Source organism: Helicobacteraceae bacterium (assembly GCA_031258155.1).
In the GTDB taxonomy this organism is placed as follows: domain Bacteria; phylum Campylobacterota; class Campylobacteria; order Campylobacterales; family SZUA-545; genus JAIRNH01.
This window is the reverse complement of the sequence record JAIRNH010000066.1, coordinates 1-23,779: the sequence shown is the minus strand read 5'-3', so window position 1 is coordinate 23,779 and position 23,779 is coordinate 1. Positions and strand designations below refer to the sequence as shown.

General features: G+C 50.7%; 43 protein-coding genes. 40 read left to right on the top strand and 3 right to left on the bottom strand.

Features of this window, described 5'->3' with window-relative positions:
• Window positions 1-173: 173 nt before the first annotated feature.
• The 40 genes from rpsJ to LBF86_08910 all read left to right on the top strand — a co-directional run bounded on the left by rpsJ (window position 174) and on the right by LBF86_08910 (window position 20,737).
• Entirely contained in the window at window positions 174-494 is a 321-nt protein-coding gene (gene rpsJ / locus LBF86_09105; GenBank protein MDR0665660.1) for a 30S ribosomal protein S10, read from the top strand.
• Window positions 494-1,072, top strand: coding sequence for a 50S ribosomal protein L3 (gene rplC / locus LBF86_09100; GenBank protein ID MDR0665659.1), 579 nt, complete (start codon window positions 494-496; stop codon window positions 1,070-1,072). Before rpsJ ends, rplC begins: the two co-directional genes overlap by 1 nt.
• Window positions 1,069-1,683 carry a 50S ribosomal protein L4 gene (gene rplD, locus LBF86_09095; GenBank protein ID MDR0665658.1) on the top strand — a complete coding sequence of 205 codons (615 nt, stop codon included), beginning with the start codon at window positions 1,069-1,071 and terminating at the stop codon, window positions 1,681-1,683. The genes rplC and rplD overlap by 4 nt, the downstream gene beginning before the upstream one ends.
• A gap of 1 nt (window position 1,684) precedes the next feature.
• On the top strand, window positions 1,685-1,966 hold the full coding sequence (locus LBF86_09090) for a 50S ribosomal protein L23 (GenBank protein ID MDR0665657.1): 282 nt from the start codon (window positions 1,685-1,687) through the stop codon (window positions 1,964-1,966).
• A gap of 10 nt (window positions 1,967-1,976) precedes the next feature.
• Window positions 1,977-2,816, top strand: coding sequence for a 50S ribosomal protein L2 (gene rplB / locus LBF86_09085; GenBank protein MDR0665656.1), 840 nt, complete (start codon window positions 1,977-1,979; stop codon window positions 2,814-2,816).
• Between the two features lie 2 nt (window positions 2,817-2,818).
• Complete coding sequence (rpsS, locus tag LBF86_09080; GenBank protein ID MDR0665655.1) at window positions 2,819-3,100, top strand: 30S ribosomal protein S19; 282 nt, start codon at window positions 2,819-2,821, stop codon at window positions 3,098-3,100.
• A 1-nt stretch (window position 3,101) separates the two neighbouring features.
• A complete protein-coding gene (gene rplV, locus LBF86_09075) occupies window positions 3,102-3,428 on the top strand; it encodes a 50S ribosomal protein L22 (GenBank protein ID MDR0665654.1) in 327 nt (108 codons plus the stop codon).
• Window positions 3,428-4,162: a 30S ribosomal protein S3 gene (gene rpsC, locus LBF86_09070; GenBank protein MDR0665653.1), complete on the top strand. Its 735-nt coding sequence runs from the start codon at window positions 3,428-3,430 to the stop codon at window positions 4,160-4,162. Before rplV ends, rpsC begins: the two co-directional genes overlap by 1 nt.
• Window positions 4,163-4,167: 5 nt before the next feature.
• On the top strand, window positions 4,168-4,593 hold the full coding sequence (rplP, locus tag LBF86_09065; GenBank protein MDR0665652.1) for a 50S ribosomal protein L16: 426 nt from the start codon (window positions 4,168-4,170) through the stop codon (window positions 4,591-4,593).
• A 55-nt stretch (window positions 4,594-4,648) separates the two neighbouring features.
• The gene (gene rpmC / locus LBF86_09060; protein ID MDR0665651.1) at window positions 4,649-4,831 is read left to right on the top strand and encodes a 50S ribosomal protein L29; all 183 of its coding nucleotides are present in this window, start codon (window positions 4,649-4,651) and stop codon (window positions 4,829-4,831) included.
• Window positions 4,828-5,097 (top strand): 30S ribosomal protein S17, encoded by a 270-nt coding sequence (gene rpsQ / locus LBF86_09055; protein ID MDR0665650.1) that lies wholly within the window; start codon window positions 4,828-4,830, stop codon window positions 5,095-5,097. The genes rpmC and rpsQ overlap by 4 nt, the downstream gene beginning before the upstream one ends.
• On the top strand, window positions 5,094-5,462 hold the full coding sequence (gene rplN / locus LBF86_09050) for a 50S ribosomal protein L14 (protein MDR0665649.1): 369 nt from the start codon (window positions 5,094-5,096) through the stop codon (window positions 5,460-5,462). Before rpsQ ends, rplN begins: the two co-directional genes overlap by 4 nt.
• Window positions 5,462-5,692 (top strand): 50S ribosomal protein L24, encoded by a 231-nt coding sequence (locus LBF86_09045; GenBank protein MDR0665648.1) that lies wholly within the window; start codon window positions 5,462-5,464, stop codon window positions 5,690-5,692. Before rplN ends, LBF86_09045 begins: the two co-directional genes overlap by 1 nt.
• Window position 5,693: 1 nt before the next feature.
• Complete coding sequence (rplE, locus tag LBF86_09040; GenBank protein MDR0665647.1) at window positions 5,694-6,236, top strand: 50S ribosomal protein L5; 543 nt, start codon at window positions 5,694-5,696, stop codon at window positions 6,234-6,236.
• A 12-nt stretch (window positions 6,237-6,248) separates the two neighbouring features.
• On the top strand, window positions 6,249-6,434 hold the full coding sequence (locus tag LBF86_09035) for a type Z 30S ribosomal protein S14 (protein ID MDR0665646.1): 186 nt from the start codon (window positions 6,249-6,251) through the stop codon (window positions 6,432-6,434).
• An 8-nt stretch (window positions 6,435-6,442) separates the two neighbouring features.
• Window positions 6,443-6,835, top strand: coding sequence for a 30S ribosomal protein S8 (gene rpsH / locus LBF86_09030; protein ID MDR0665645.1), 393 nt, complete (start codon window positions 6,443-6,445; stop codon window positions 6,833-6,835).
• Window positions 6,836-6,844: 9 nt separating this feature from the next.
• Window positions 6,845-7,384: a 50S ribosomal protein L6 gene (gene rplF, locus LBF86_09025; protein ID MDR0665644.1), complete on the top strand. Its 540-nt coding sequence runs from the start codon at window positions 6,845-6,847 to the stop codon at window positions 7,382-7,384.
• A gap of 15 nt (window positions 7,385-7,399) precedes the next feature.
• Window positions 7,400-7,756, top strand: coding sequence for a 50S ribosomal protein L18 (gene rplR, locus LBF86_09020; protein ID MDR0665643.1), 357 nt, complete (start codon window positions 7,400-7,402; stop codon window positions 7,754-7,756).
• Between the two features lie 24 nt (window positions 7,757-7,780).
• Window positions 7,781-8,224: a 30S ribosomal protein S5 gene (gene rpsE / locus LBF86_09015; protein MDR0665642.1), complete on the top strand. Its 444-nt coding sequence runs from the start codon at window positions 7,781-7,783 to the stop codon at window positions 8,222-8,224.
• A 9-nt stretch (window positions 8,225-8,233) separates the two neighbouring features.
• Window positions 8,234-8,635, top strand: a complete 402-nt coding sequence (gene rplO / locus LBF86_09010; protein ID MDR0665641.1) for a 50S ribosomal protein L15 — start codon at window positions 8,234-8,236, stop codon at window positions 8,633-8,635.
• 3 nt (window positions 8,636-8,638) lie between these two features.
• Window positions 8,639-9,901: a preprotein translocase subunit SecY gene (secY, locus tag LBF86_09005; GenBank protein MDR0665640.1), complete on the top strand. Its 1,263-nt coding sequence runs from the start codon at window positions 8,639-8,641 to the stop codon at window positions 9,899-9,901.
• A 4-nt stretch (window positions 9,902-9,905) separates the two neighbouring features.
• Window positions 9,906-10,667: a type I methionyl aminopeptidase gene (map, locus tag LBF86_09000; protein MDR0665639.1), complete on the top strand. Its 762-nt coding sequence runs from the start codon at window positions 9,906-9,908 to the stop codon at window positions 10,665-10,667.
• 11 nt (window positions 10,668-10,678) lie between these two features.
• Window positions 10,679-10,897: a translation initiation factor IF-1 gene (gene infA, locus LBF86_08995; GenBank protein ID MDR0665638.1), complete on the top strand. Its 219-nt coding sequence runs from the start codon at window positions 10,679-10,681 to the stop codon at window positions 10,895-10,897.
• 64 nt (window positions 10,898-10,961) lie between these two features.
• A complete protein-coding gene (gene rpmJ / locus LBF86_08990) occupies window positions 10,962-11,075 on the top strand; it encodes a 50S ribosomal protein L36 (GenBank protein MDR0665637.1) in 114 nt (37 codons plus the stop codon).
• Window positions 11,076-11,447 (top strand): 30S ribosomal protein S13, encoded by a 372-nt coding sequence (gene rpsM / locus LBF86_08985; protein ID MDR0665636.1) that lies wholly within the window; start codon window positions 11,076-11,078, stop codon window positions 11,445-11,447. It begins immediately after the preceding gene.
• 12 nt (window positions 11,448-11,459) lie between these two features.
• A complete protein-coding gene (gene rpsK / locus LBF86_08980; GenBank protein ID MDR0665635.1) occupies window positions 11,460-11,864 on the top strand; it encodes a 30S ribosomal protein S11 in 405 nt (134 codons plus the stop codon).
• Between the two features lie 9 nt (window positions 11,865-11,873).
• Window positions 11,874-12,500, top strand: coding sequence for a 30S ribosomal protein S4 (gene rpsD, locus LBF86_08975; protein MDR0665634.1), 627 nt, complete (start codon window positions 11,874-11,876; stop codon window positions 12,498-12,500).
• A gap of 26 nt (window positions 12,501-12,526) precedes the next feature.
• The gene (locus LBF86_08970) at window positions 12,527-13,531 is read left to right on the top strand and encodes a DNA-directed RNA polymerase subunit alpha (GenBank protein MDR0665633.1); all 1,005 of its coding nucleotides are present in this window, start codon (window positions 12,527-12,529) and stop codon (window positions 13,529-13,531) included.
• A 3-nt stretch (window positions 13,532-13,534) separates the two neighbouring features.
• Window positions 13,535-13,885: a 50S ribosomal protein L17 gene (rplQ, locus tag LBF86_08965; GenBank protein MDR0665632.1), complete on the top strand. Its 351-nt coding sequence runs from the start codon at window positions 13,535-13,537 to the stop codon at window positions 13,883-13,885.
• A 7-nt stretch (window positions 13,886-13,892) separates the two neighbouring features.
• Window positions 13,893-14,159 (top strand): NifU family protein, encoded by a 267-nt coding sequence (locus LBF86_08960; protein MDR0665631.1) that lies wholly within the window; start codon window positions 13,893-13,895, stop codon window positions 14,157-14,159.
• Window positions 14,140-14,748 (top strand): hypothetical protein, encoded by a 609-nt coding sequence (locus LBF86_08955; GenBank protein MDR0665630.1) that lies wholly within the window; start codon window positions 14,140-14,142, stop codon window positions 14,746-14,748. The genes LBF86_08960 and LBF86_08955 overlap by 20 nt, the downstream gene beginning before the upstream one ends.
• On the top strand, window positions 14,749-16,047 hold the full coding sequence (locus LBF86_08950; protein ID MDR0665629.1) for a UDP-N-acetylmuramoyl-L-alanyl-D-glutamate--2,6-diaminopimelate ligase: 1,299 nt from the start codon (window positions 14,749-14,751) through the stop codon (window positions 16,045-16,047).
• Entirely contained in the window at window positions 16,044-16,409 is a 366-nt protein-coding gene (locus LBF86_08945) for an aspartate 1-decarboxylase (GenBank protein ID MDR0665628.1), read from the top strand. Before LBF86_08950 ends, LBF86_08945 begins: the two co-directional genes overlap by 4 nt.
• Window positions 16,410-16,417: 8 nt before the next feature.
• Complete coding sequence (locus LBF86_08940; GenBank protein MDR0665627.1) at window positions 16,418-16,732, top strand: YbaB/EbfC family nucleoid-associated protein; 315 nt, start codon at window positions 16,418-16,420, stop codon at window positions 16,730-16,732.
• Window positions 16,733-17,013: 281 nt separating this feature from the next.
• A complete protein-coding gene (gene trmD / locus LBF86_08935; GenBank protein MDR0665626.1) occupies window positions 17,014-17,685 on the top strand; it encodes a tRNA (guanosine(37)-N1)-methyltransferase TrmD in 672 nt (223 codons plus the stop codon).
• 65 nt (window positions 17,686-17,750) lie between these two features.
• A complete protein-coding gene (rplS, locus tag LBF86_08930; GenBank protein ID MDR0665625.1) occupies window positions 17,751-18,128 on the top strand; it encodes a 50S ribosomal protein L19 in 378 nt (125 codons plus the stop codon).
• A gap of 43 nt (window positions 18,129-18,171) precedes the next feature.
• A complete protein-coding gene (ribH, locus tag LBF86_08925) occupies window positions 18,172-18,639 on the top strand; it encodes a 6,7-dimethyl-8-ribityllumazine synthase (protein MDR0665624.1) in 468 nt (155 codons plus the stop codon).
• Between the two features lies 1 nt (window position 18,640).
• Window positions 18,641-19,048, top strand: a complete 408-nt coding sequence (gene nusB / locus LBF86_08920) for a transcription antitermination factor NusB (protein MDR0665623.1) — start codon at window positions 18,641-18,643, stop codon at window positions 19,046-19,048.
• Window positions 19,045-19,734 carry an orotidine-5'-phosphate decarboxylase gene (gene pyrF / locus LBF86_08915; protein MDR0665622.1) on the top strand — a complete coding sequence of 230 codons (690 nt, stop codon included), beginning with the start codon at window positions 19,045-19,047 and terminating at the stop codon, window positions 19,732-19,734. The genes nusB and pyrF overlap by 4 nt, the downstream gene beginning before the upstream one ends.
• Before the next feature lie 808 nt (window positions 19,735-20,542).
• On the top strand, window positions 20,543-20,737 hold the full coding sequence (locus LBF86_08910; protein MDR0665621.1) for a hypothetical protein: 195 nt from the start codon (window positions 20,543-20,545) through the stop codon (window positions 20,735-20,737).
• A 136-nt stretch (window positions 20,738-20,873) separates the two neighbouring features.
• On the opposite strand, the gene LBF86_08905 is transcribed toward LBF86_08910, so the two are convergent.
• The 3 genes from LBF86_08905 to LBF86_08895 form a co-directional block, all read right to left on the bottom strand.
• On the bottom strand, window positions 20,874-22,232 hold the full coding sequence (locus LBF86_08905) for a tetratricopeptide repeat protein (GenBank protein MDR0665620.1): 1,359 nt from the start codon (window positions 22,230-22,232) through the stop codon (window positions 20,874-20,876).
• Window positions 22,232-23,104, bottom strand: a complete 873-nt coding sequence (locus LBF86_08900; protein MDR0665619.1) for an FHA domain-containing protein — start codon at window positions 23,102-23,104, stop codon at window positions 22,232-22,234. Before LBF86_08900 ends, LBF86_08905 begins: the two co-directional genes overlap by 1 nt.
• A gap of 90 nt (window positions 23,105-23,194) precedes the next feature.
• A partial coding sequence (locus LBF86_08895) for a hypothetical protein (protein MDR0665618.1) occupies window positions 23,195-23,779 on the bottom strand: 585 nt, incomplete at its 5' end.

Genomic DNA, 23,779 nt, shown 5'->3' with positions numbered 1-23,779 from the left:
GCTATAGTTAGACATATCATTTCCTTATAAAAAGGAAATAAAATAGCCGCCAACTCTTGATTTTTCGTCGATCGGCGGTTAGAATTGCGCTTCCATTTTCGGAAATCCTGCGCGTAAAAGGCGTTAAACCCGCTTCGTTAGGCTTTCTAAACTATTCAAGGAAAAACGCGATTATGGAAAAAATACGACTAAAGCTAAAAGCTTACGATCACCGCGTATTGGACAAATCCGTCGGCGCGATCGTTGACGCGGTTAAGCGATCCGGCGCGGAACTAATTGGTCCGGTGCCGCTTCCGACCAAAATCCGCAGATATACCGTTCTGCGTTCGCCGCACGTCAATAAAGATTCGCGCGAGCAGTTTGAAACCCGCGTTCATACTAGAATGATCGACATCGAGTTCGCCACTAGCGACACGGTTGATTCTCTGATGAAACTTGACCTCGCTCCCGAAGTGGACGTGGAGGTTCGCTCTATGAATCAGAAGGCGAAATAATGGAATACATCGTAGAAAAAATCGGAATGAGCAGAACGTTGGGGCTTAAAGCCAAAGCGGTAACGCTCTTAAAAATACGCGAAGCCAAGATTGTAGCTTCCCGCGAGGACGGTAAGGCGTTAGTCGCCTACTCCAACGCCAAAAAGTTTAACAAGGCGATCGGCGGCGCGCAAAAAAAATACGGGCTTTCTAAGGAGTTTAACCGCTTCGCCACAATCGACGCTAGCGGCGCGAAAGAGGGCGATCAAAGCTACGACGATCTGAAAGAGGGCGCTATTTTGAAACTTTCTTTCAACACCAAAGGGCGCGGCTTTAGCGGTTTGATTAAACGTTGGAACTTTCAAGGCGGTCCCGCCGCGCACGGCAGCCGTTTTCACCGCACTAGCGGTTCGATCGGCAACCGCGACGAACCGGGGCGCGTGCATAAAGGGCGCAAGATGGCGGGACATTACGGCGTTGAAAAGGTAACGATCAAAAGCGAAACTCTTGACTTTGATAACAACGGCAAAGTTATAGTCGTTAAGGGTAGCGTGCCGGGACCAAACGGCGCTTTAGGTCGCGCGAAGGTGATTAAATGAGCAAAGCAACGATATTAAACGCGCAATTTGAAAAGGCGGGCGAGTTCGCTCTGCCCGAAAAATATGAAGAGATCAGCGAGCAGAATCTTTATCTATACGCAAAGTCGTTTTTAAGCTCCATTCGGCAAAACGGCGCGCACACCAAAACGCGCGCGGTCGTTAGCGGAACGGACAAGAAGCCGTTTGCGCAAAAAGGCGGCGGTCGCGCTAGACAAGGTTCGCTAAAAGGTCCGACTTTCGTAGGCGGCGGCGCGGCTTTTGGACCCAAAAACACCCGCAACTACGATCAGAAGGTAAATAAGAAGCAGAAACGCTTGGCTCTGCTATACGCGCTCAACAAAAAGGCGAGCGAAGGCGCGCTATTTGTCGTCGATTCAATTAGCGTAGAAAGCGGCAAAACCAAAGAGGCAGCTACGATCGCTAAAAAGATCGCTCCAAGAGACGGGCTGTTTGTCGTATCGAGCCTGAACGATAAAAATTATCTGGCGTTTAGAAATCTGCCCTCGCACTACCTAGCGCAGGTTTCCGAGCTTAACGCCTATATCGCCGCGAGCTACCGCGTGATCGCTATTGAAAAAGCGGCGCTTGAACAAATCATAAAAGAGGACTGAGATGGCGGACATCACCGATATTAAATCCATTCTCTATACGGAAAAATCTCTCGGTCTGCAAGAGCGGGGAGTAGTCGTCGTGCAAACCTCGCCGAAGATCACCAAGAACTCGCTCAAAGAGCTTTTTCGCGTTTATTTCGGCGTTTTGCCCAAGAAGATCAATTCGACTTCCGTTCGCGGCAAAACCAAGCGGTTTCGCGGCGTGATAGGAAAACGCAGCGATCTTAAAAAGTTCTTCGTAACCTTGCCTGAAGGCGCGGCGATCGAAGCGCTAACGGCGTAAGGAGACAAAGATGGCGTTAAAAACATACAAACCTTACACCCCTTCTCGCCGCTATATGTCGGGATTGGACAATAAGGATATTACCGCTAAGGCGAACGAGCGCAAGTTGCTGGTTAAATTGCCCGTTACTTCGGGGCGCAACAACAACGGGCGGATCACCTCCCGCCACAAAGAGGGCGGGGCGAAAAAGCTCTATCGCGTTATCGATTTTAAGCGCGATAAGTTTGGCGTGTCGGGCAGGGTCGCGGCGATCGAATACGATCCGTATCGCAACGCTCGAATCGCGCTGATCTTTTATAAGGACGGCGATAAACGCTACATCATTCAGCCCGAAGGGTTGAAGGTGGGCGATTCAATCGAGGCGGCGGAAGCGGGATTGGACATAGTCTCGGGCAACGCTCTAAAACTAAAATCCATTCCCGTAGGGACGATCGTTCACAATATCGAGTTAAAGCCCGGCAAAGGCGCGCAGTTGGCGCGATCGGCGGGCGGGTTCGCCCAGCTGATGGGGCGCGAAGACAAATACGCGATCCTTCGTCTGCCTAGCGGCGAAACGCGCAAAACGCTAAGCGAGTGTATGGCGACGATCGGCGTGGTAAGCGGCGCGGAGATCGCAAACCGCGTGATCGGCAAAGCGGGGCGCAATCGTCATTTGGGCGTTCGTCCGCAGACGCGCGGTTCGGCGATGAACCCGATCGACCACCCGCACGGCGGCGGCGAGGGCAAATCCAACGGACACAGACCGCCGGTCTCCCCGTGGGGTCAGCAGTGCAAAGGTTTAAAAACCCGCAAGAAAACTAAAGCAAGCAACCGCTACATCATCACTAGACGCAAGAAAGGCGCGAGGTAACAATGGCTAGATCAACAAAGAAGGGTCCGTTTATCGACTCGCACCTTCTCGCTAAGGTGCATAAAGCGAAAAAAGAGAACAGCTCCAAGCCGATCAAAACATGGTCGCGCCGAAGCACGATCAGCCCCGATTTCGTGGGGCTAACCTTTTTGGTGCATAACGGGCGCGATCACGTCGCCGTGTATATCACCGAAAACCATATCGGCTATAAGCTCGGCGAGTTCGCGCCTACCCGCACCTTTCACGGGCATAAGGGCAGCGTCCAAAAGAAGATAGGAAAGTAAAATGAGCAGAGCGTTATTAAAGTATGTTCGTTTATCTCCGACGAAGGCGCGGCTGATCGCGCGCGAGATTCAAGGCTTAAACGCCGAAAAAGCGCTCGCGGGATTGCAATTTATGCCAAACAAAGCGGCTCGCGTTCTCTATAGAGTTCTTGCCAGCGCGATAGCCAACTCCGGTCTGGACGCGAATAAGGCGATCGTAAAAAGCGCGCGCGTGGATAAAGCCGCCGTTTTACGGCGTTTTACGCCCCGCGCTCGCGGACGCGCCACGCCGATTAGAAAGCCGACTTCGCATATTTTGGTGGAAGTAGAAAAAGAGGGTGATAAGTAATGGGTCAGAAAACTAATCCGATTGGTCTAAGGCTTGGGATCAACGCCAACTGGAAGTCGCGTTGGTTTCCGGGCAAAAGCTCTCGAGCGGCGAACGTTGGCGAAGATTACAGAGTGCGCAACTTTCTGAAAAAGAAGCTCTACTATGCGGGCGTCAGCGATATTATTATCGAGCGGACGATCAAAAAGCTGAAAGTTACTCTTGTGGTCGCTCGCCCCGGACTTGTGATCGGTAAAAAAGGCGAAGAGATCGATAAGCTCAAAAACGAGGTTTCCGATCTGGTCAATAAAAAAGAGGTGATCATCAATATCAAAGAGGAGCGCCGTCCGCAACTGTCGGCGCAGCTTGCCGCCGAAAACGTAGGCGCGCAGCTCGAAAAGCGCGTCGCCTTCCGCCGCGCGATGAAAAAGGTGATGCAGGCGGCTTTAAAAGGCGGCGCTAAAGGCATTCGCGTTCAAGTCAGCGGTCGTTTGGGCGGCGCGGAGATCGCCCGCAGGGAGTGGTATTTGGAGGGCAGGGTGCCGCTTCATACGCTTCGCGCCAAAGTCGATTACGGCTTTGCGGAGGCGCATACCACTTATGGCGTGATCGGTATAAAAACGTGGATATTTAAGGGCGAAGTGCTTGCCAAAGGTATTCAAGCCGACGCGGAAACCGCGTCGGAGCCTAAAGAAGAGCAGAGCGAGAGAAGGCGCTCGCCTAGACGCAGAAAAACAGAAGATAAAGGGGAGTAACCGATATGTTAACGCCCAAAAAAACCAAATATCGCAAGATGATGAAAGGGCGCAATCGCGGGCAGGCTAACCGCGGCGCCGAGTTAGCCAACGGAGATTTGGGATTGAAAGCCGTCGAAAACGGCAGAATCAACTCCCGCCAGATCGAGGCGGCGCGCGTTGCGATGACACGGCATATTAAACGGCAGGGCAGGGTGTGGATTAGAATCTTTCCCGACAAGCCTTTGACTAAAAAACCGCTTGAAACTCGTATGGGTAAAGGCAAAGGCGGCATAGAGGAGTGGGTGATGAACATTCAGCGCGGTCGCGTTTTATACGAGATCGCGGGCATCGAGAACGCGCTGGCTAAAGAGGCGCTTACCATCGCCGCCAGCAAACTGCCGCTAAGAACTAAAATCGTAAGCGCGGGAGCCGAACATGAGTTATACTGAGAAAAAGGCGGGCGGCAAAGAGTATCTGACTAAGCGCCAGAAACTTAACGCCGAGATAAGAGCCAAAAGTCAAGAAGAGCTGTTAAAAGATTTAAAAGAGAAAAAGACGCAGTTATTTTCGTTGCGGTTAAAGTTAAAGACGATGCAGCTTACCAATACGGGCGAAATCAAAGGCAAACGATTAGAGATCGCGCGGATTCAAACCGCGCTGTCGGCTAAGGCAAGGGAGAGCAAATGAGCGAAAAAGCAGCCGCGCATAAACGCGAAATTCAGGGCGTCGTCGTCTCCAAAAGCGGCGATAAGAGCGCAAAGATCCGCGTGGAAAGACGGGTTTTGCACCCAAGGTATCGCAAGATCGTTAAACGATTTAGCGCCTTTCAGGTGCATGACGAAAAGAACGAGCTTCAAATCGGCGATAAGGTAACGGCGGTGGAAACAAGCCCGATCAGCAAAAGTAAAAACTTTAGGCTTAAATCCTACGTCAGACCGGAGGCGCTTGCATGATACAGAGCTTTACTCGTCTTAACGTCGCCGATAACAGCGGCGCTAAAGAGATTATGTGCATCAAGGTTCCGGGCGGTAGCAAACGCCGCTACGCGGGGCTTGGCGACGTAATCGTTGCAAGCGTGAAAAAAGCCGTTCCAAACGGCAAGGTGAAGAAAGGTCAGGTCGTCAAAGCGGTGATCGTTCGCGTCAGCAAAGAGACGCACCGCGAAAACGGCAGCCTGATCCGATTCGACGACAACGCGGCGGTGATTATCGACGCGAAAAAAGAGCCGATCGGCACGCGCATTTTCGGTCCTGTTGGGCGCGAGGTGCGCTACGCCAACTTTATGAAGATCGTTTCGCTCGCTCCGGAGGTTTTGTGATGCCTAAGTTTGATATAAAAAAAGGCGATACGATTAGGGTGATCGCCGGCGACGACAAAGGTAAAGAGGGCAAAGTTTTGCGCGTTTTACCAAAAGATTCGCTTGCGATTGTCGAGGGCGTGAGAGTCGTTAAAAAGGCGATCAAACCTAACGACAAAAACAAAGAGGGCGGATTTATTGGCAAAGAGAAGCCGATCCATATCTCTAACATTAAAAAAGTCGAGGGCTAGTATGTTTCAATTAAGGTCGAAATACGCCGCTTTGAAGCCCGAATTATCCAAAGAGCTTGGATTAGCCAATCCGATGCTTCTACCTAAACTAGAGAAGATCGTTATTAGCGTTGGAAGCGGCGAGGGCGGCAAGGATCAGAAGCTGATGCAAAATATCGCCGATACGATCAGCCTGATCGCCGGTCAAAAAGCGGTGATTACTAAAGCTAAAAAATCGGTCGCGACGTTCAAGATTAGACAGGGTATGAACGTGGGCGTTCGCGTAACGCTTCGCGGCGCGCAGATGTATAACTTCCTAGAGAAGTTTATCTCGATCGCCGCGCCGCGCATCAAGGATTTCAGAGGTCTGCCAAGAAGCGGATTCGACGGCGCGGGCAACTATAATTTTGGGTTGTCCGAACAGCTGATCTTTCCGGAAATAAATTACGACGACGTTGTGAAGATTCACGGCATGAATATCTCGATCGTTACTACGGCAAGGGGCGACAAAGAGGCTTTGGCGCTGCTTGAAAAACTTGGCTTTCCATTCGCCAAGAAGAGCTAAAGAGAGGAAGAGATGGCAAAGAAGTCAATTATAGTTAAAGCGGCGCGCAAGCCTAAATTCGCGGTGCGCGGCTATACGCGCTGCCAAATCTGCGGTCGTCCGAAATCGGTTTATCGCGATTTTGGCATATGCCGCGTATGTCTGCGCAAGATGGCGAACGAAGGGTTGTTGCCGGGCGTTCGTAAAGCAAGCTGGTAAGGAAAAAAATGAACGACATTATCGCCGATTCTATTACCCGTATTCGTAACGCCGCTTTGCGCCGCCAAGAGGCGACTAAACTTCTGTATTCTAAAACGGTCGAGTCTATCTTGGGCGTTTTGCAGGCAAAAGGCTATATCGATTCGTTCAAAGCCGACGAATCGGACGTTAAACGTTATATCGACGTGTTTTTGAAATACGGCGACGACGGCAAAAGCGCGATCGTCGAGATTAAGCGCGTCAGCAAACCGGGTCGTAGAATATACGTTTCGGCTAAAGACGTTAAAAAGTTCAAGCACGGTTTTGGAACGATAATCATATCTACCTCAAAAGGCGTGCTTAGCAACGACGACGCTCACGCGCAAAACGCCGGCGGCGAAGCGCTTTGCACCGTATGGTAAGGATTAACAATGTCTAGAATAGGAAAAGCGCCGATCGCTCTGCCTAAAGGCGTAGAGGCGAAAATTAACGGCAACACCATAGAGTTTAAGGGCGCGAAACAGGTTAAAACGCTCGATACGCTGGGCAACGTGCAGGTAACGCTTGAAGAGGGCAAATTGCATTTCAAGCCAAAAGACGAAACCAAGCAGTCCAAAGCGTTTTGGGGAACCTATAGGGCTTTGGCTCACAATATTGTTCAGGGCTTGACGAAGGGTTTTGAGAAAAATCTGGAAATTACGGGCGTGGGTTACCGCGCCGCTGTAAAAGGCAGAACGCTGGAGCTGTTGCTCGGCTACTCTCACCCGATTAACTACGAGATTCCCGAAGGCGTGGAGATCGCGGTGGATAAGAGCGTAAGCGTTTCAATTAAAGGCGCCGACAAGCAACAGGTCGGTCAGGTGGCGGCTATTATACGCGGCTTTAGAGGACCGGAGCCTTATAAGGGCAAAGGCGTTCGTTACGCGAACGAAACGATCCTTAGAAAAGCCGGTAAAACCGCTAAAAAGTAATTAAGAGGCTTTAATATGACCGAAAAAAATTTAAAACGAAAAACCGCGACGCGCGCTCGCCGCAAGGCGCGTATCCGTTCTAGGCTTGTCGGCGTCGCTAGCAAACCAAGAATCAGCGTGTTTAGAAGCAACCGCTACATCTACGCGCAGGCGATCGACGACGCGAACGGCGTAACAATCGCCGCTTTTGACGGCAAGGCGAGCGGCGCGGCAAGCAACAAAGAGGGCGCGACGGCGGCTGGCAAAGCGTTTGCCAAACTGCTTAAAGAAAAAAAGATCGAAACGGTCGTTTTTGATCGCAACGGCTATCTCTATCACGGCGTTGTGGCGGCGTTTGCTAACGCGCTTCGCGAAAACGCGATTAAACTGTAAAGGCTAATAATGCAGCAAAGCGAAATAAGAGCGTTAAACCGCGAAGAGTTTGAAGAGGCGATCGTCAATATCGGGCGCGTAACCAAAGTGGTAAAAGGCGGTCGCCGTTTCAGATTTAGCGCGCTTGTCGTCGTCGGCGATAAAAAAGGGCGCGTGGGCTACGGCGTGGGCAAAGCCAAAGAGATTCCCGACGCGGTTCGCAAAGCGGTGGACGACGCTTTTAAGAATATGATTTTTGTCGATCTCAAAAAGACGACGATCCCTCACGAGGTGCAAGCCAAGTTCAACGCGAGCGTCGTGCTTTTGAAACCTGCCGCGGAGGGTTCGGGGCTTATCGCCGGCGGCGCCGTCCGCCCTGTGCTGGAGCTTGCGGGCGTGAAAGATATTCTGACTAAATCGTTGCGAAGCAACAACGCGGCTAACGTGGTTCGCGCTACCTGCCTTGCGCTGGAACAACTAAAGAAATAAGGAGCTGCAATGCTTGAAAATTTTAATCCCGCAGCCGGTTCAAACCGAAAAATTAAGCGTATAGGTCGCGGACAAGGCAGCGGACATGGCAAAACCGCCGGACGCGGCGCCAAAGGTCAGCACGCTAGAACGGGTAGCGGTTACAAATCGGGCTTCGAGGGCGGACAACAACCTCTGTATCGCCGTTTGCCAAAAGTCGGTTTCACGTCGCATATATGCAAACCTTACGCGATCAGCGTGGATCGCTTTCCCGCGGTTAAGGAGCTTGCCGAGATCACAATCGCGGCTTTGATCGAGGCTGGTTTGGCGCCAAAGTCGGCTAAAAAAGTTAAGCTGATCGGTTCGGAAGCCAAAACGCTGGCGCCAAAGATCAAAGACGAAGCGGTCGCCTATTCCGGCGCCAAAAAATAAGCGATGGATAAAGCCCTAGTTAATAAAATCCTAATCACCTTAGGATTTTTATTTATTTTCCGCGTGCTTGCATACGTGCCTACGCCGGGCGTTGACGTCGAGGTTATCAAAGAGCTTTTCGACTCTCATCGGGGCGACGCTCTGGGGCTTTATAATATGTTTAGCGGCAACGCCGTGGAGCGCCTTAGCATTATCAGCTTAGGCATTATGCCCTACATTACCGCCGCTATTATTATGGAGCTTTTAGCGGCGACCTTTCCGGAGCTTGGCAAACTGAAAAAAGAGCGCGACGGCATGCAGAAATATATGCAGATCGTTCGTTATATGACCGTCGGCATAGCCTTAGTTCAGTCAATTGGCGTGGCGATCGGGTTAAACAGTCTTTCGGGAGAGGGCGGCAAAAATCCGATTATGCTCGATATGAACGTCTTTGTCGCGTTAGCGTCCGCTTCAATGACGGCTGGGACTATGATCTTGTTGTGGATCGGAGAGCAGATTACCAAGCGCGGCGTGGGTAACGGCACCAGCCTTATCATCTTCGGCGGCATTGTCGCGGGGATTCCGAGCGCTATCGACGAGACGATCAGACTTATCAACAGCGCGGAGATGAACTTTTTAGTCGCGATCGCCATCGTGGCGATTATGCTGCTAACAGTGGCGGCGATTATCTATGTGGAGCTTGCCGAAAGGCGCGTGCCGGTTAGCTACTCCCGCAAAGTAATAATCGAAAGTCAGAACAAGCGCGTTATGAACTATATTCCGATCAAGATCAACCTAAGCGGCGTTATACCGCCGATCTTTGCCAGCGCGATCTTGATGTTTCCCGCTACGCTGTTACAGGCGAGCGAGAACGAATACGTGCGTTTCGCGCGAGACCTCTTAAGTCCAGACGGCTATTGGTTTAACTTCGCGACCTTTTTGCTCGTGATATTTTTCGCCTATTTTTACGCTTCGATCGTCTTTAACCCTAAGGACATAGCCGAAAATCTCAAACGGCAAGGCGGCTTTATTCCGGGCGTGCGTCCGGGACAGCACAGCTCGGAGTATTTAAGCGAGATCGCAAGCCGTTTGACGTTTTGGGGCGCGATATATCTGGCGATCATCTCCACTCTTCCGTGGGTGTTGGTCAAATCTATGGGCGTGCCGTTTTATTTCGGCGGCACGGCGGTGCTGATCGTGGTGCAAGTGGCGCTAGATACGATGCGCAAAATCGAGGCGCAGATCTATATGAGCCGCTATCAGACGCTTAGCGCGGTCGGTTTATAGCAAGATGGCGATAGCGCTTCGCAACAAAAACGAGATCGCCGGCTTGCGCGCGGCAAATCGATTGGTCGCGAGGACGCTCGAGCGCGTGGGCGCTCTCGTAAAAGAGGGCGCGACCACAAACGATCTTGCGAGAGAGGCGGAGCGCTTTATCGTCGAAAACGGCGCGCGCGCGTCGTTTAAAGGGCTATACCAACCGCCCTTTTCCGGCGCGATCTGCACCTCAAAAAACGAGGTGATCATTCACGGCGTTCCCGACGATACGCCGCTTAAAGAGGGCGATATTCTTGGGCTGGACATAGGCGTAGAGCTAAACGGTTGGTATGGCGACGCGGCGGTAACTTTGCCGGTGGGCAAGATTTCGCAAGCCGATCAAAAGCTGATCGACTGCGCCAAAGAGACGCTCTACGAGGCGATTGACTCGATCAAAGCGGGCATGCGTTTCAAAGAGCTAAGCGCCGTTTTAGAAGAGTCGATCGTTTCAAGAGGCTATGTTCCTCTGCGCGGTTATTGCGGGCACGGACTTGGGCGAAAACCGCACGAGGAGCCGCAGATATTAAACTATGTCGAAGGTAAACCTACGCAGGGACCAAAGATCAAAGAGGGCATGGTTTTTTGCATCGAACCGATGATCTGCCAAAAAAGCGGCAGAAGTAAAATACTCGCCGATAAATGGTCGGTAACGAGCGAGGACGGGCTTAACGGCAGTCATTACGAACACGCCGTGGCGATAATGGGCGGCAGAGCCGAGATTTTATCAGTAGCGTAAGGATTTACCAATTGGCAAAAGACGACGTAATAGAGATTGACGGAATCGTAAATCAGGCGCTTCCCAACGCCACTTTTCGCGTGGAGTTGGAGAATAAGCACGTGATTTTGTGCCATATCGCCGGCAAAATGCGTATGCACTATATCCGCATACTGCCGGGCGATAAGGTTAAGGTGGAGCTAACGCCATATAGCCTAGACAAAGGCAGAATAATTTATCGTTATAAGTAGATTTTAATGTTTATAATGGTAAAATTCCGCCCTTCATTGCCGGCTACTAGAAAAAGGAAAAGACGTGAAAGTTAGAGCAAGCGTTAAAAAAATGTGCGATAAATGTAAGGTTATTAAACGCAAAAGAGTCGCGCGCGTTATCTGCGCGAATCCAAAACATAAGCAAAGGCAAGGATAAATGGCACGTATTGCGGGCGTCGATCTGCCCAAAAAGAAACGAATCGAGTTTGGTTTGACCTATATATACGGCGTTGGACGCGCCACCTCTCTTAGAGCGCTCGCGGCGACGGGGGTTAGCCCCGATAAGCGCGTGGCGGATCTAAGCGAGGACGATGTAGCCGCCCTCACAAAAGAGCTTCGCAATTACGCGATCGAGGGCGATTTGCGAAAGCGCACGGCTATGGACATTAAAAACCTTATAGACATTAAAACGTTGCGCGGCATTCGTCATCGCAAGGGTTTGCCCGTTCGCGGTCAGCGAACCAAAACCAACGCGCGCACCCGCAAAGGCAAGCGCAAAACCGTAGGCTCTAAGCCCAAAGAAGCATAAGGAAACAAGCTAATGGCGATAACCGCTACAAAACAACAGCGAACGACGCGCAAAAAGATTAAAAAGACCATAGGCAAGGGAGTGGTGCATATAGCCGCGACCTTTAACAACACCAACATAACCGTAACCGACGAAGCGGGTAACGTGATCTGCTGGACTACGGCGGGTAGTTTGGGTTTCAAGGGCAGCAAAAAATCCACCCCTTACGCCGCGCAACAGGCGGTGGAAAACGCGCTGGCGAAAGCCAAAGAAGCGGGATTAAAAGAGGTTGCGATTCGCGTTCAAGGTCCGGGCGGCGGGCGCGAAACGGCGATAAAGAGCGTCGGCGCGTTTGACGGAATCAAAGTAACCTCTCTCAAAGACGTAACGCCGTTGCCGCACAACGGTTGCAGACCGCCCAAACGAAGAAGAGTGTAAGGATTAACGATGGCAAGATATAGAGGTCCCGTAGAAAAGATCGAAAGAAGGCTCGGCGTAAATCTGAACCTTAAAGGCGAGCGCCGTTTAGCGGGCAAGAGCGCGATCGAAAAGCGCCCTTACGCTCCGGGGCAACACGGTCAAAGACGAACCAAGATTAGCGAATACGGCTTGCAACTACGCGAAAAGCAAAAGGCGCGCTATATGTACGGCGTGAGCGAGAAGCAGTGCGCCGGCGCTTACAAAGAGGCGAGCCGCCGCTTGGGCAACACCGGCGAAAACTTTATCCAGTTGCTTGAAAGCCGCCTTGATAACGTGGTCTATCGAATGGGTTTCGCCACGACGCGCCGCCTTGCGAGACAGATTGTAAGCCACGGTCATATTCTTGTAAACGGTAGAGCCGCAAACGTGCCGTCGATGCTTTTGAAAGCGGGCGCAAAAGTCGCGGTTAAAGAGAAGATGAGAAACAATCCGCAGATTCAACGCGCGATAGAGCTTACCAATCAGACGGGCTTGTCCGCTTGGGTTGACGTGGATAGAGATAATTTTGAGGGGATTTTCACTCGCGTACCCGATCGTAGCGAGCTTAGCTTGCCGATCGAAGAGCGCCTGATTATCGAACTGTATTCCAAGTAATAAACCAATTCAAAGCGGTAATAGAGATGAAAAAAATCAAAACGGCGCCACACGCGCCTACCGAATTTGTCGTAACGAAAAGCGATAACGATCGCGCTGTGTTTGAAATTTACCCTTTCGAGCCGGGATACGCTATTACTTTGGCTCACCCGATCAAACGGTTAATTCTCTCCAGCGCGGTCGGTAGCGCGCCGATCGCCGTAAAAATCGAAGGCGCCACGCACGAGTTTGACAGCGTTCGCGGCGTGGTCGAAGACGCGGCTCGCCTGATCGTCAATCTAAAAAACGTTCGCTTCAAAATTACGGGAAGCGAGGATAGGGTAGAGCTAGTCGCATCCTTTAAAGGTCCTAAAGAGGTCAAAGGCGCCGATCTCGCCGCTCAGGGTGTTGACGTAGTAACGCCGGAAGCGCACTTCGCGACGATTAACGAGGACGGCGAGCTGAAAATTTCCATTATTTTGGAAAAAGGCATGGGTTACGTGCCGAGCGAGGATATACGCGAGTTGATCCCCGAAGGCTACTTGCCGCTCGACGGGATTTTCGGTCCCGTTAAAAAAGCCAACTACTCTATCGAAAAGATATTGGTGGAGGACAACCCGAACTTTGAAAAGATCGTTTTCGAGATATGCACGTATGGGCAGATCGATCCAAAGGAGGTTTTCAAAAGCGGCGTAGCCACGCTCTTTAAGCAGACAGAGGTGCTTTCTTCCGCGCTTGGCGTGGAGAGCGCGGGCTTGTTTGGCTCGAAGGGCGGCGCTTACGACGAGAACTTAAAAACGCTCCTGATCAAAGTCGAGGATTTAGGGCTTTCGGCTAGAAGCCATAACTGTTTGGCAAGAAGCGGCGTCGTCTATTTAGGCGAAGTGGTTTTGATGGACGAGTCGGAGCTTAGCAAGGTGAAAAACCTTGGCAAGAAATCGTTGGACGAGATAAAAGACAAGCTATCGCAACTAGGCTATCCCGTCCACGAGTCGCTTTCGGACGATCTAGCCAAAAGACTTAAAGCGGCAATAGCGGAATTAAAAGGTTAAACTATGAGACATTTAAAAGCGCATCGCAAACTTGGACGCACTTCGGCGCATCGTCAAGCGTTGCTTAAAAATCTTAGTATCGCGTTAATAAAAGCGGGTAAGATAGAAACGACCGAGCCGAAAGCAAAAGAGCTTAAAAGCTATATCGAAAAATTGATAACCAGAGCGCGCAGAGGCGATCCAAACGCGCATCGCGCCGTATTCGGCAAATTGCAAGACAAAGAGTGCGCGCATAAATTAGTCGTCGAGATCGCGCCCAAATACGCCGATCGCAAAGGCGGCTATACGACAATTCAAAAAAGCGGCGTTAGGCTGGGCGACGCGGCGCCGCTGGCGATTATCTCGTTAATTTAAGGCGTTAATGCGCTTTCCGTTTACCGACGAGGAGCTTTTTCCCGCCGTCGAGCGCGCGCTAGACTCCGTTCGCGGCGCGTTGCGAAAGGACGGCGGCGATATAGAGCTTTTGCGCGTTCGTCAAAAAGAGGTTTTCGTGCGGCTAACGGGCGCGTGCGCCGCATGCAACGCGAGCTCGCAGACGCTTAAAAAAGTCGTCGAGCGGGCGATCAGATCGCGCATTCATCCGGAGATGATCGTAATAGACTCGGACAATGAAAACGTTAACGACTAACGCCTCTTTTCGATCGCTATGCGATAAAGCGGAACGCGCGCTGGAGAGCTTGAATTTCAACTCCGCGTCTTTACTGTTTCGCCGCGCTCTAGCGATAAAGCGAGATAACCGCTCGGCTATGGAAGGGCTTTTGATCGCGGATTTTTGCCTTAGACGCGCCGAATTTGCCGCGCGAATAGCGGAAACTTACGCCGCCGCGCGCGCGATCGATCCTAAAAACGCCAAACGCCTCGCGCTTGGACTGATCGAGGCGATCGAAGCGGAAGAGAGCAAAAACGGCGCGGAGCTGGAACAATTTTTGACGTTGCAAAACGGCATAGACTACAACGAGTTTTTGACTCTTTTAGACGCTTCGCCGAGTTTTGCCGATCTGTTTGAAAAAGTAAGCCGTTCTACCAACGTCTATATTTCGCGCAAAAAAGATTGGTACGATCTGCTAGAGCGGCTGATCGAAAGCGGCTATTTTGAGATTGCCTACCGATTTATAGAGAGCGCCTCGCCGCTTGTGGGCATAGACGATCGCGCGCGGGCGTTGCTGGTCAAACTGCGAGAAAAAGAGTCGAGCGAGAAAAACAAAGCGGAGGCGTAGGTGAAATATCCCGTAATTTCAGATCGCTTCAAATTTGTCTCGAGCGATTCGCGCGAATGCGACGGTCAAACGGCGTTTGCTCTCGATTGGTATTCGCGCCCCTTTGCCGACGACGCGCTAAAAAAAGGCGCGCCCGCGCTTTTAGAGGCGTCCGATCTAGGCGGCTATTTTGACGTTGATATGCCGATAATAGGCGTTACGGGAACCAACGGCAAGACCACTATCGCGGCGCTTATCTACTCGATCTTGCTGGATTTAGGCTATAGCGTCGCTATGCAAGGCACGCGCGGTTTTTTTATCGACGGCGAAGCGATCGCGCCAAAAGGTCTTACCACGCCCGTTTTGCTGGATAATTACGCCCGAATAGATCGCGCCAAAAAAGCCGCGCGCGATTTTTTCGTTACCGAAGTCAGTAGCCACGCGATCGCGCAAGGGCGCGTCGAGGCGCTTAAATTCGCGCTTAAAATCCACTCCAATATCACGGGCGATCACTCGGATTTTCACCGAACGTTTGAGGAGTATCGGCGCGTGAAAAATAGTTTTTTTGCCGACGATACGCTAAAACTGATCAACAAAGACGATCCGCAAGTAGAGTTCAACATAACCAACGCCCGCACCTACGCGATCGAAACGCCCGCCACGTTTAAACTTGAAGCCTACTCGCAAAACGACGGTTTAAGCGGCGCGATCCTTTTTGGAGGCGAACGCGCAATCTTTAACGCCGATTTGATCGGGCGCTTTAACCTATACAACGTTACCGCCGCGATCGGCGCGGTAAAACTGCTAACCGACAAACCGCTAAAAACGATTTGCGATCAGGTTGAAAACTTTGGCGGCGTGGCGGGACGTATGGAGATTGTTTGCAAAGAACCGCTAACGATCGTAGATTTCGCCCATACGCCGGACGGGATCGATAAGGCGTTAGAGGCGCTCTTTCCGCGAAAAATCGTCGCGGTTTTCGGCGCGGGCGGCGATCGCGACAAAAGCAAACGACCGCTGATGGCGGCGGCAGCCGCCAAGCATTGCAAGAGGCTATATATTACAAGCGATAATCCGCGAAGCGAAGATCCGCAAGCGATTATCGACGATATTAAAGTCGGTTGCGAGTCTCACCCAAACGTCGTCTGTATCGTCGATCGCAAAGAGGCGATCGCCAAAGCCCTCGCCGATCTTGAAAAAGACGAGATTTTGGCTATACTAGGCAAAGGCGATGAAACGACGCAAACAATCGGCGATAACATTTTGCCCTTTAGCGATCGCGAAGTCGTCCTAGAACTACTAAAAGGAGGCGCGGCGTGATGCGAGAAATGATGTGCGCGAAGATTCATCGCGCCACGGTTACGGACGCGAATATAAATTACGTGGGATCGATTACGATCGACGAGGCTTTGCTGGAAGCGAGCGGGATTTTAGTCGGTCAAAAAGTGGAGGTGTTAAACCTCAACAACGGCGAGCGTTTTGGCACTTACGCGATCAAAGGCGAAAAACATAGCGGGAAAATCTGCTTAAACGGCGCGGCGGCGCGAAAAGTGTGCGTCGGCGATAAGGTGATTGTCGTATGTTACTGTTTGCTGGATCAACGAGAGGCGCTTAACTACAAGCCGACGATTGTAATGGTCGATGAAAACAACACGCTAACGCAGGTTTTGCGCGAAATATAGGGCTGATAATGTTTGAAAATTTAAACTTAGGGAATATCGGCGAGCTTTTAACCCAAGTGCAACAAAAAGCCCGCGAAATTCAAGAGAGCGCCGAAAGCGTCGCCTATACGATCAAAAGCGGCGGCGGACTTATAAAAATCGTAGCCAACGGCAAGGGGGAGATTGTCGATCTTCAGATCGACGACTCGCTTTTAGGAGACAAGCAATCGCTTGTTATTTTGCTGATCGCGGCGTTTAACGAAACGACCGAGCGCGTCGATTGCGCCAAAAAAGAGGCGGCTATGAAAATGGTGGGAGATTTTGCTAATCTTAACGCCAAATAAATGAGCGCGGATCAATTTTCCGCTCGCGAGTAAGATTGATCGGCAAGCCGAGATCGCCGCGATCCGCGACGTTAAGATACGACCCTCGCGGATTGGCGAGTAAGAACGACGTTTAGCTTGTTTCTCGCCGTTGACGAACGCGGACGTTAAAAGGGCGCGCGAAAACGGAATCGAGCGGTTAGCTTGGCGTATCGTCGCGGCTATGTTAGGGCGGATCGAGCGCTTAGCGCCGAGTTTTTTGGCGGATTTGTCTATACTATTTGAAAAATCTAAGAGCGGCAATGCGTTTTAGCTTTATTACGATCTTTGAGAACCTGATCGCGCCCTATTTCAACGAGGCGATCCTAAAAAAAGCGATTGATAAAAAGCTGCTTGAGATCGAGATCGTCAATCCGCGCGATTACTCCGCCGACAAATGGCAAAAAACCGACGATACGGTAACCGGCGGCGGCGCCGGAATGGTGATGACGCCGCAACCGCTGTTTGACTCGTTAGCCGATCTAAGGCGCAAATCGCCAAAGGTCAAGATTTTGTTCATGACGCCGTGCGCGAAAAGGTTCGGATCGCGCGACGCGAAAAGGTTAGCCGCGCAAGAACATATCGCTTTTGTCTGCGGGCGTTACGAGGGTTTCGACGAACGCGCGATCGAAGTTTTTGCCGACGAGGTTTTTTCGATCGGCGATTTTGTTTTGACGGGCGGCGAGTTACCCGCGATTATGATGTGCGACGCGATCGCCCGCTTTGTGAGCGGGACGCTTGGCAACGAGCGATCGGCGCTAACGGATAGCTTTGAAAACGCGGCTTTAGAGTCGCCTAGTTTTACGAAACCGACGCTGTTTCGCGGCTATGGAACGCCAAGCGAGCTACTTAGCGGCAATCATAAGGCGATCGACGAGTTTAGATCGCGCCTTTCGGCGCTAAAGACGCGCTATTTTCGCCCCGATCTGACTTAGCGCTAATCTATTAAGTTATTTCCGCTATAATTGCCCCTTTTTCAAGCAATTTTAAGGATACAGTTATGAGAAACCGATATATCGAAGCCTTTGAAAAAGCGCAGATCGGCGAGAGAGCGCGTCCTCAGTTCGGCGCGGGCGACACTATTCGTATCGGCGTTAGAATCAAAGAGGGCGAAAAAACCCGCGTTCAGATTTTCGAGGGCGTTTGCATCTCCAAACGCGGCGAGGGCGCTAACAAAACCTTTATCGTTCGCAAGATTGGCGCGAACAATATCGGCGTAGAGCGTATTTTTCCGCTTTACGCGGAGGCGCTAGAAACAATCGAGGTTATTAGACGCGGTCGCGTTCGCCGCGCGAAACTCTACTACCAGCGTAACCTACGCGGTAAAGCGGCGCGTATCAAAGAGATTCGCTCCGCTAAAACCGCCGAAAATCGGTAGTTTTTAATCCACGCCCGATTTGCGGGCGATCAAAGGCTTTAGAATGCTTTACGAAGGCGCGTTACGGCTAGACAAAAACGTCAAAGCGGCGATAATCGCTTCGCGTTTTAACCATATTGTTACCGATCGGCTTGTAGAGGGGGCGAAAGACAGCTTTATACGACACGGCGGCGACGAAAAGAATCTGGACGTAGTATTGACGCCCGGCGCGTTTGAAATACCGATGACGCTTAAAAAAACCATAAAAACTGGTCGTTACGCGGGCATAGTATGCATCGGCGCGGTGATACGCGGTTCTACGCCGCATTTTGATTATATAGCCGCCGAAACCACCAAAGGCATAGCCGCCGTCGCTTTAGAATCCCTGATTCCCGTAACCTTCGGCGTATTGACCACCGACACTATCGAGCAAGCCATAGAACGCGCCGGAAGCAAAGCGGGCAACAAAGGATTCGAGGCGATGACGGGAGTTATCGAGCTAATCGATCTCTACGCTAAACTAGGCGAATAGTTTGAGCGCGCGCCGCCGCTCTCGGCTTATCGCCGCGCAGGCGCTATACGCTTACGATATGGGCAACACCCGCCAAGACCTGATGGACGGCTTCCTCGCCGAGACGAAAATAGCGCAAAAATATAAAGAGTTCGCCGTTTCGCTTTTTGAAAAAACTTGCGCCAACCTAAGCGCGATCGACGCGGAGATCGCCTCCAAAATATCAAAAGAGTGGAGTCTGGATAGGCTAGGGCGCATGGAGCTTGCCGTTTTGCGGTTAGCCTGTTGCGAGATAATGTTTGGCGGTAGCGACGCGCCGATCGCCATTAACGAGGCGCTGGATTTAATAAAAATGTTCGCCGACGAACACGCGCCGCCGTTTATCAACGGAGTGTTGGAAGCGATCCGCAAACAAAGGATTAGCGCTTGAAGTTATGCGTCGCGCTGGATTTGCAAAGCGCCGAAGAGAACCTGCTAGTCGTCGAAAAGCTAAGCGGCTTAGACCTATGGTTCAAGATCGGGCTTAGGAGTTTTATCCGCGACGGGTGGGCGTTTATAGATAGGATAAAAAGGTTGGGCGACGCGCCTATTTTTTTAGACTTGAAGCTATGCGACATTCCAAACACGACGGCGGACGCGGCGTTAGAGATTGCCGATCGCGGCGCGGATATGTTCAATATTCACGCTTCCGCCGGAATCAGGGCGATGGAAACGACGATGAGCCGCTTAAACGCGCGAAAAACGCGCCCGATTGTTTTGGCGGTTACGGCGCTAACGAGTTTTTCTAACGACGAATTTGCGTCGATCTACCACAACCCAATTGAAAAGTCGGCGATCGATATGGCGCGATTTGCGTATAACGCGGGTTTGGACGGCGCGGTTTGCTCGGTTTATGAAAGTCGCGCGATCAAAGCGGCGTGCGCGGAGCATTTTCTCTCGCTCTGTCCCGCCGTTCGTTTTGAGGGCGGCGAAACCGACGATCAGTTCCGCGTGGCTACGCCTCAAACGGCGCGACGCGAAGGGTGCGATTTCATCGTTATGGGGCGCCCGATCGTTTGCGCAAAAAATCCGCGAGACGCGGCGATAAACGCTTTAACGTTGATCGCGGCGCGTTAAGCGCCACAACATACCGATAAATCGCAAAAAACAAAATATCCGCTTTATTATAATAGGCTTGTTTCTAATCGATCAAATACTATTACCCTAGCGACCGCTTAACTTAAAGCTAAACGCATCGCAAGGTCTGATCGCGGGTTTTCGATTACCGATGTTACGCAACCAAAGCGGCGGATAGAATTGTTATGGAAAATCTTGACCTCGAAGCGGAAATATGTTAATACGCATAATGAACAATAGGAGAGCCATATGCCAACGGCGACAAAAAGTTATTCGTTTGAAATAAGCGTAATCGATACGATCGCGACGCAAGACTTGGCGTCGTGATCGTTTGAGACCGAAAAATACGCTAAATCGCCGCGCGGCAAAATATTTGCGCTATTTTTTAGCGTTTGCGTTGCGATCCGATCAGTCTATAATACAATCGCGCGACGCTAACGACGCGGCTTACAGGGCGTAAATAGGGTATAGAGCCGCTTTTTTACTTCTCCATAACAACCCGTCTGATTATTTACGAGAAAGTCTTGTCAAAATATGATTATGTTATAACAATAAATAACAAAGGAGCAAGAAATGGGAGCGGTAGTCAAAACTTACTCGTTGGACGCTGATATTATCCAGTTAATCGCCGCGATTGCGAAAAAGAAAAATATGCGTTAAAGCGCCGTAACATAAGCGGCTGCGCTAGACTACATCGACGAGGACGACGAACTAGACGACGCGCTGGCGATTAAATGCCGCGCGATCTTAGATCGTATTGATCGCGGCGAAGAGCGCGCATATTCGCTTGAAGAGGTAAGGTCGCGCTATGCCGCTAAAAGTTGAGTTTGCGGAAACGTCGCTGAAAACGCTTGATAAAATCGACAAGCGCGACCGCTCGGCGATCATCGAGCGCATTTATCGTTTCGCTGAAACGGGCTTGCCGCGCCCTAAACCGCTTATCGGATTATTCAAAGGCTTGCGCGTCGCTTGCGTTTTGGCGATTGGCGCGCTATTGTTATAATGGACGGGAAAACGGTTAATGTTTTAGACATAGCGCTCGAGACAAGATTTGTAAGCGCTAAAAAAGCCGCTCGCTCAAGCATTAGCGTTTAAGTTTCTTTGCTACTTGCGTAAATATTTTGCTATCTCGTTTGCGGTTAATTTTTCTCTATCTGCCGCAGCAGATCGCAACTACCTAGTTCGCACGCTTTTCGCGCGTCTTTCGCGGCGGCTTTGTAGTCGCCCATATTATAGTAAGCGTCCCCGCGATTATTATACAAATACGGCAAATTTGGATTTATTGTTATCGCCTGATTGTAATCGGCGATCGCTTTATTTCTATAGCCTAAATCATTATAAGCGTTTCCTCGATTGTTATAAGCGTCCGCGATGTAGGGGTTAATGTTGATAGCTTGGTTAAAATCCGCGATTGCCTTTGAATAAGCGCCTAAACTATAGTTGGCAAGCCCGCGATTATTATAAGCCTCCGCATAGTTTGGATCGATACCCAAAGCTTGATTATAGTTCGCGATCGCTTTTTTGTAATCGTTTAATGTTTGATAGACGTATCCGCGATTATTGTAGATTTTTGCGTCGCTAGGAGAGATATTGATCGCTTGAGAGTAATCGACGATAGACGCGGAATAAAAGCCCAGATTGGCGTAGGCGTTTCCTCGGTTGTTATAAACGTAGGCTACGTTAGGATCAATCTTGATAGCTTGGCTGAAATCCGCGATCGCTTTTTTGTAATCGTTTAGCGCGTAGTAAATATCCCCGCGATCGCTATACGCGGCGAAATTATCGGGGGCGAGTTCGATCGCTTTTGTATATAGTCGTATCGCCTCTTTGCGATCGTTTAGGCGCTCGGCTCTCTTTGCCTTATCAAGCGTCTCTTTTAGAATTGCGATTTGCGGGTCGATATTCTGCGTTGTTGGCGGCGCGATCTTTTGCGTTGATTGCGATTGATAATAGCTACTGGATAGATCGTTTATAAAGACGACTATACCAAAGCAAACGACGGCTATAACGCCCGCGATAAAAAGAAAAAAGCCTATTGATCTATTAGCTTTTGCCGATCGTGCGTTATCGCCGTTTTGCGGCGTCTGATACGGCGGATCGCTCGTTTGCCGCCGCAACGAGGATTCATCGTCGTATCGCGTTGGATTATATTGCGATTGCGGCGCGAGTTTTGCCGTTTGGGCAATAGATTGGTTTTGATCGTCGCGCAGGAGAAACGCTAATAGCTCAATGATTTCGCAAGCCGCCGCGCCGTCGATGCTGAGTTCGTCTCTTAGAAAACGGATTTGAATTTTCTTGCAAGCGTCTAGATCGCTCGCGTTTGCGATCTCTTTTGCCGCCCCCGCCTCAATAGCGATCATCAGCAAATGCCGCTCTCTCTTAAATTCGCTTTTGGCGTAATCGTTTAAAAACGCTTTGCATTTTGCCGCATTGATCAACGTATCCGCGCCTTGCTCCTTGAGCAAGCGCCCTACAATCGCTATAAACTTCGCGTCCATTATCGCTCCTTTCTATCTATGCCGCTTTTGCGTATATTGATAATTACGCCGATTGTTCCCATGCTAATTTTGCTGCCGTTTGGGAGCGCGACTCTTTGATTGCTCAGCCTGTTGTCCAATATAACTTTGCCGTTTTCTACCGATATGACCGCCGTTACGGGCGGATATTTTTTGCGCGGCAGGCGAATGTCCGCCTCGCTTGAACTACCTAGCGTTACGGGTTTTTGCCCTAGCGAGACGGAGGAGGTTTCGTTTTTGCCCCAGATTATCGTTAGCCACGCCTCGCGCAATATCTCCTCAACCGCCGAAATAGTTAGCCCAATCGTCGCGCCTAAAATCGCTATGCCCGCAATCCGAGAAATTGTTTCGGGCAGAAAAGCGCCAGACAAAAGAAATATCGCGCCGCCGATCGCGCCGCCCGCAAATCCAGCCAAAATCGCTTTTAGCGCCGAATAGTTTGGCGTGAAAAGCGAAACGCCCAAACCCAAACCCAAGCCCGCCAAGCCCCAGCAGAGCGCCTGAATAACGCGCGGCAGCAATCCAAATTTGCCAATCTCCGCTAACGCGAAGCTATAGATAAATTGCGCCAATCCGCCCGCGACCGCGCCCGCGCCCGCGCCGATTAACGCCGCTTTTACTAGCGATTGCCAATTTGGCGTTTTTCTTAGATATATCCCAAGCGCTACTAACAGCGATATGGATACGCCAAACCCGATTACTCCCATCCAGATCGCCGTATGAACTAGGCATTCAATGAATGAGTCGGTAGCTTCATTAAAAGCGAATAACTCGCTTATAATTTCGCCTAAAGCGCCGCCAATAGCGCCGCCGCCAGCGTAAAACGCCGTCTTTTTAGTGATGCGATCATACATCTTTATCTCCCTAGCGATATAGATTTATCACGCGGCGTTTATTAAAGATCGGCGCTAATAAAGCCTTGCTATATAAATATAAGCGGCAAGTCAATTGCGCCAATTCTTAATCCAATCTTTTGTAGCCTTTGGCAGTAACTTTTTATTGACCTTATAAAATGTTATTAGCCAAACTATAAAGCCGCCAATAGCGCCGCAAACTGCGGCTATCTTTTTGGCGTGATCTATAATTTTGTAAGAATGATAGTCATAATTAGACGACCATAAATTGTCTATTCTTTCTCCGCCTGCAATTAGAAAGCTAATACAACATATCACAAATACGGCAATAGCCCCAACTACGATACCAACGGCTATCGCGATAATTACGGTGATAATTGTTTTTGCCGCGTTACTAATCCAGCCGCTTGCGTTATTTACGCCCGTATTCTGCGCGTTTGCGTTTGTTTGCGGTTGCGCGTATCGCGACTGCGAAGTCGATGGCGAAGCGTATTGCGAGCTTGGCGGCGTTGCGATCGATTGGCTATTATCGCCGCGCAGAACAAACGCTAATAGATCGACGATTTCGCAAGCCGCCGTTTCATCAATAAAGCGTTCGTCTTTTAGAAGACGAGCCTGAATCTTTTTGCAAGTTTCTAGATCGGTCGCGTTTGCGATCTCTTTTGCCGCTCCCGC

Coding starts and splice junctions, on each gene's coding strand:
- rplD (MDR0665658.1), top strand. CDS start 1,069: ATGAGCAAAGCAACGATATTAAACGCGCAATTTGAAAAGGCGGGCGAG.
- rplQ (MDR0665632.1), top strand. CDS start 13,535: ATGAGACATTTAAAAGCGCATCGCAAACTTGGACGCACTTCGGCGCAT.
- rpsM (MDR0665636.1), top strand. CDS start 11,076: ATGGCACGTATTGCGGGCGTCGATCTGCCCAAAAAGAAACGAATCGAG.
- rplV (MDR0665654.1), top strand. CDS start 3,102: ATGAGCAGAGCGTTATTAAAGTATGTTCGTTTATCTCCGACGAAGGCG.
- LBF86_08970 (MDR0665633.1), top strand. CDS start 12,527: ATGAAAAAAATCAAAACGGCGCCACACGCGCCTACCGAATTTGTCGTA.
- ribH (MDR0665624.1), top strand. CDS start 18,172: ATGCTTTACGAAGGCGCGTTACGGCTAGACAAAAACGTCAAAGCGGCG.
- rplC (MDR0665659.1), top strand. CDS start 494: ATGGAATACATCGTAGAAAAAATCGGAATGAGCAGAACGTTGGGGCTT.
- LBF86_08905 (MDR0665620.1), bottom strand. CDS start 22,232: ATGGACGCGAAGTTTATAGCGATTGTAGGGCGCTTGCTCAAGGAGCAA.
- rpsQ (MDR0665650.1), top strand. CDS start 4,828: ATGAGCGAAAAAGCAGCCGCGCATAAACGCGAAATTCAGGGCGTCGTC.
- LBF86_08955 (MDR0665630.1), top strand. CDS start 14,140: ATGAAAACGTTAACGACTAACGCCTCTTTTCGATCGCTATGCGATAAA.
- rplF (MDR0665644.1), top strand. CDS start 6,845: ATGTCTAGAATAGGAAAAGCGCCGATCGCTCTGCCTAAAGGCGTAGAG.
- LBF86_08960 (MDR0665631.1), top strand. CDS start 13,893: ATGCGCTTTCCGTTTACCGACGAGGAGCTTTTTCCCGCCGTCGAGCGC.
- rpsC (MDR0665653.1), top strand. CDS start 3,428: ATGGGTCAGAAAACTAATCCGATTGGTCTAAGGCTTGGGATCAACGCC.
- rplE (MDR0665647.1), top strand. CDS start 5,694: ATGTTTCAATTAAGGTCGAAATACGCCGCTTTGAAGCCCGAATTATCC.
- trmD (MDR0665626.1), top strand. CDS start 17,014: ATGCGTTTTAGCTTTATTACGATCTTTGAGAACCTGATCGCGCCCTAT.
- LBF86_08900 (MDR0665619.1), bottom strand. CDS start 23,104: ATGTATGATCGCATCACTAAAAAGACGGCGTTTTACGCTGGCGGCGGC.
- LBF86_08940 (MDR0665627.1), top strand. CDS start 16,418: ATGTTTGAAAATTTAAACTTAGGGAATATCGGCGAGCTTTTAACCCAA.
- rplB (MDR0665656.1), top strand. CDS start 1,977: ATGGCGTTAAAAACATACAAACCTTACACCCCTTCTCGCCGCTATATG.
- LBF86_09045 (MDR0665648.1), top strand. CDS start 5,462: ATGCCTAAGTTTGATATAAAAAAAGGCGATACGATTAGGGTGATCGCC.
- rpsH (MDR0665645.1), top strand. CDS start 6,443: ATGAACGACATTATCGCCGATTCTATTACCCGTATTCGTAACGCCGCT.
- rplR (MDR0665643.1), top strand. CDS start 7,400: ATGACCGAAAAAAATTTAAAACGAAAAACCGCGACGCGCGCTCGCCGC.
- rplO (MDR0665641.1), top strand. CDS start 8,234: ATGCTTGAAAATTTTAATCCCGCAGCCGGTTCAAACCGAAAAATTAAG.
- rpsJ (MDR0665660.1), top strand. CDS start 174: ATGGAAAAAATACGACTAAAGCTAAAAGCTTACGATCACCGCGTATTG.
- rpsS (MDR0665655.1), top strand. CDS start 2,819: ATGGCTAGATCAACAAAGAAGGGTCCGTTTATCGACTCGCACCTTCTC.
- rplS (MDR0665625.1), top strand. CDS start 17,751: ATGAGAAACCGATATATCGAAGCCTTTGAAAAAGCGCAGATCGGCGAG.
- rplP (MDR0665652.1), top strand. CDS start 4,168: ATGTTAACGCCCAAAAAAACCAAATATCGCAAGATGATGAAAGGGCGC.
- LBF86_09035 (MDR0665646.1), top strand. CDS start 6,249: ATGGCAAAGAAGTCAATTATAGTTAAAGCGGCGCGCAAGCCTAAATTC.
- secY (MDR0665640.1), top strand. CDS start 8,639: ATGGATAAAGCCCTAGTTAATAAAATCCTAATCACCTTAGGATTTTTA.
- LBF86_08910 (MDR0665621.1), top strand. CDS start 20,543: ATGCCGCTAAAAGTTGAGTTTGCGGAAACGTCGCTGAAAACGCTTGAT.
- rpsK (MDR0665635.1), top strand. CDS start 11,460: ATGGCGATAACCGCTACAAAACAACAGCGAACGACGCGCAAAAAGATT.
- rpsD (MDR0665634.1), top strand. CDS start 11,874: ATGGCAAGATATAGAGGTCCCGTAGAAAAGATCGAAAGAAGGCTCGGC.
- LBF86_09090 (MDR0665657.1), top strand. CDS start 1,685: ATGGCGGACATCACCGATATTAAATCCATTCTCTATACGGAAAAATCT.
- rplN (MDR0665649.1), top strand. CDS start 5,094: ATGATACAGAGCTTTACTCGTCTTAACGTCGCCGATAACAGCGGCGCT.
- map (MDR0665639.1), top strand. CDS start 9,906: ATGGCGATAGCGCTTCGCAACAAAAACGAGATCGCCGGCTTGCGCGCG.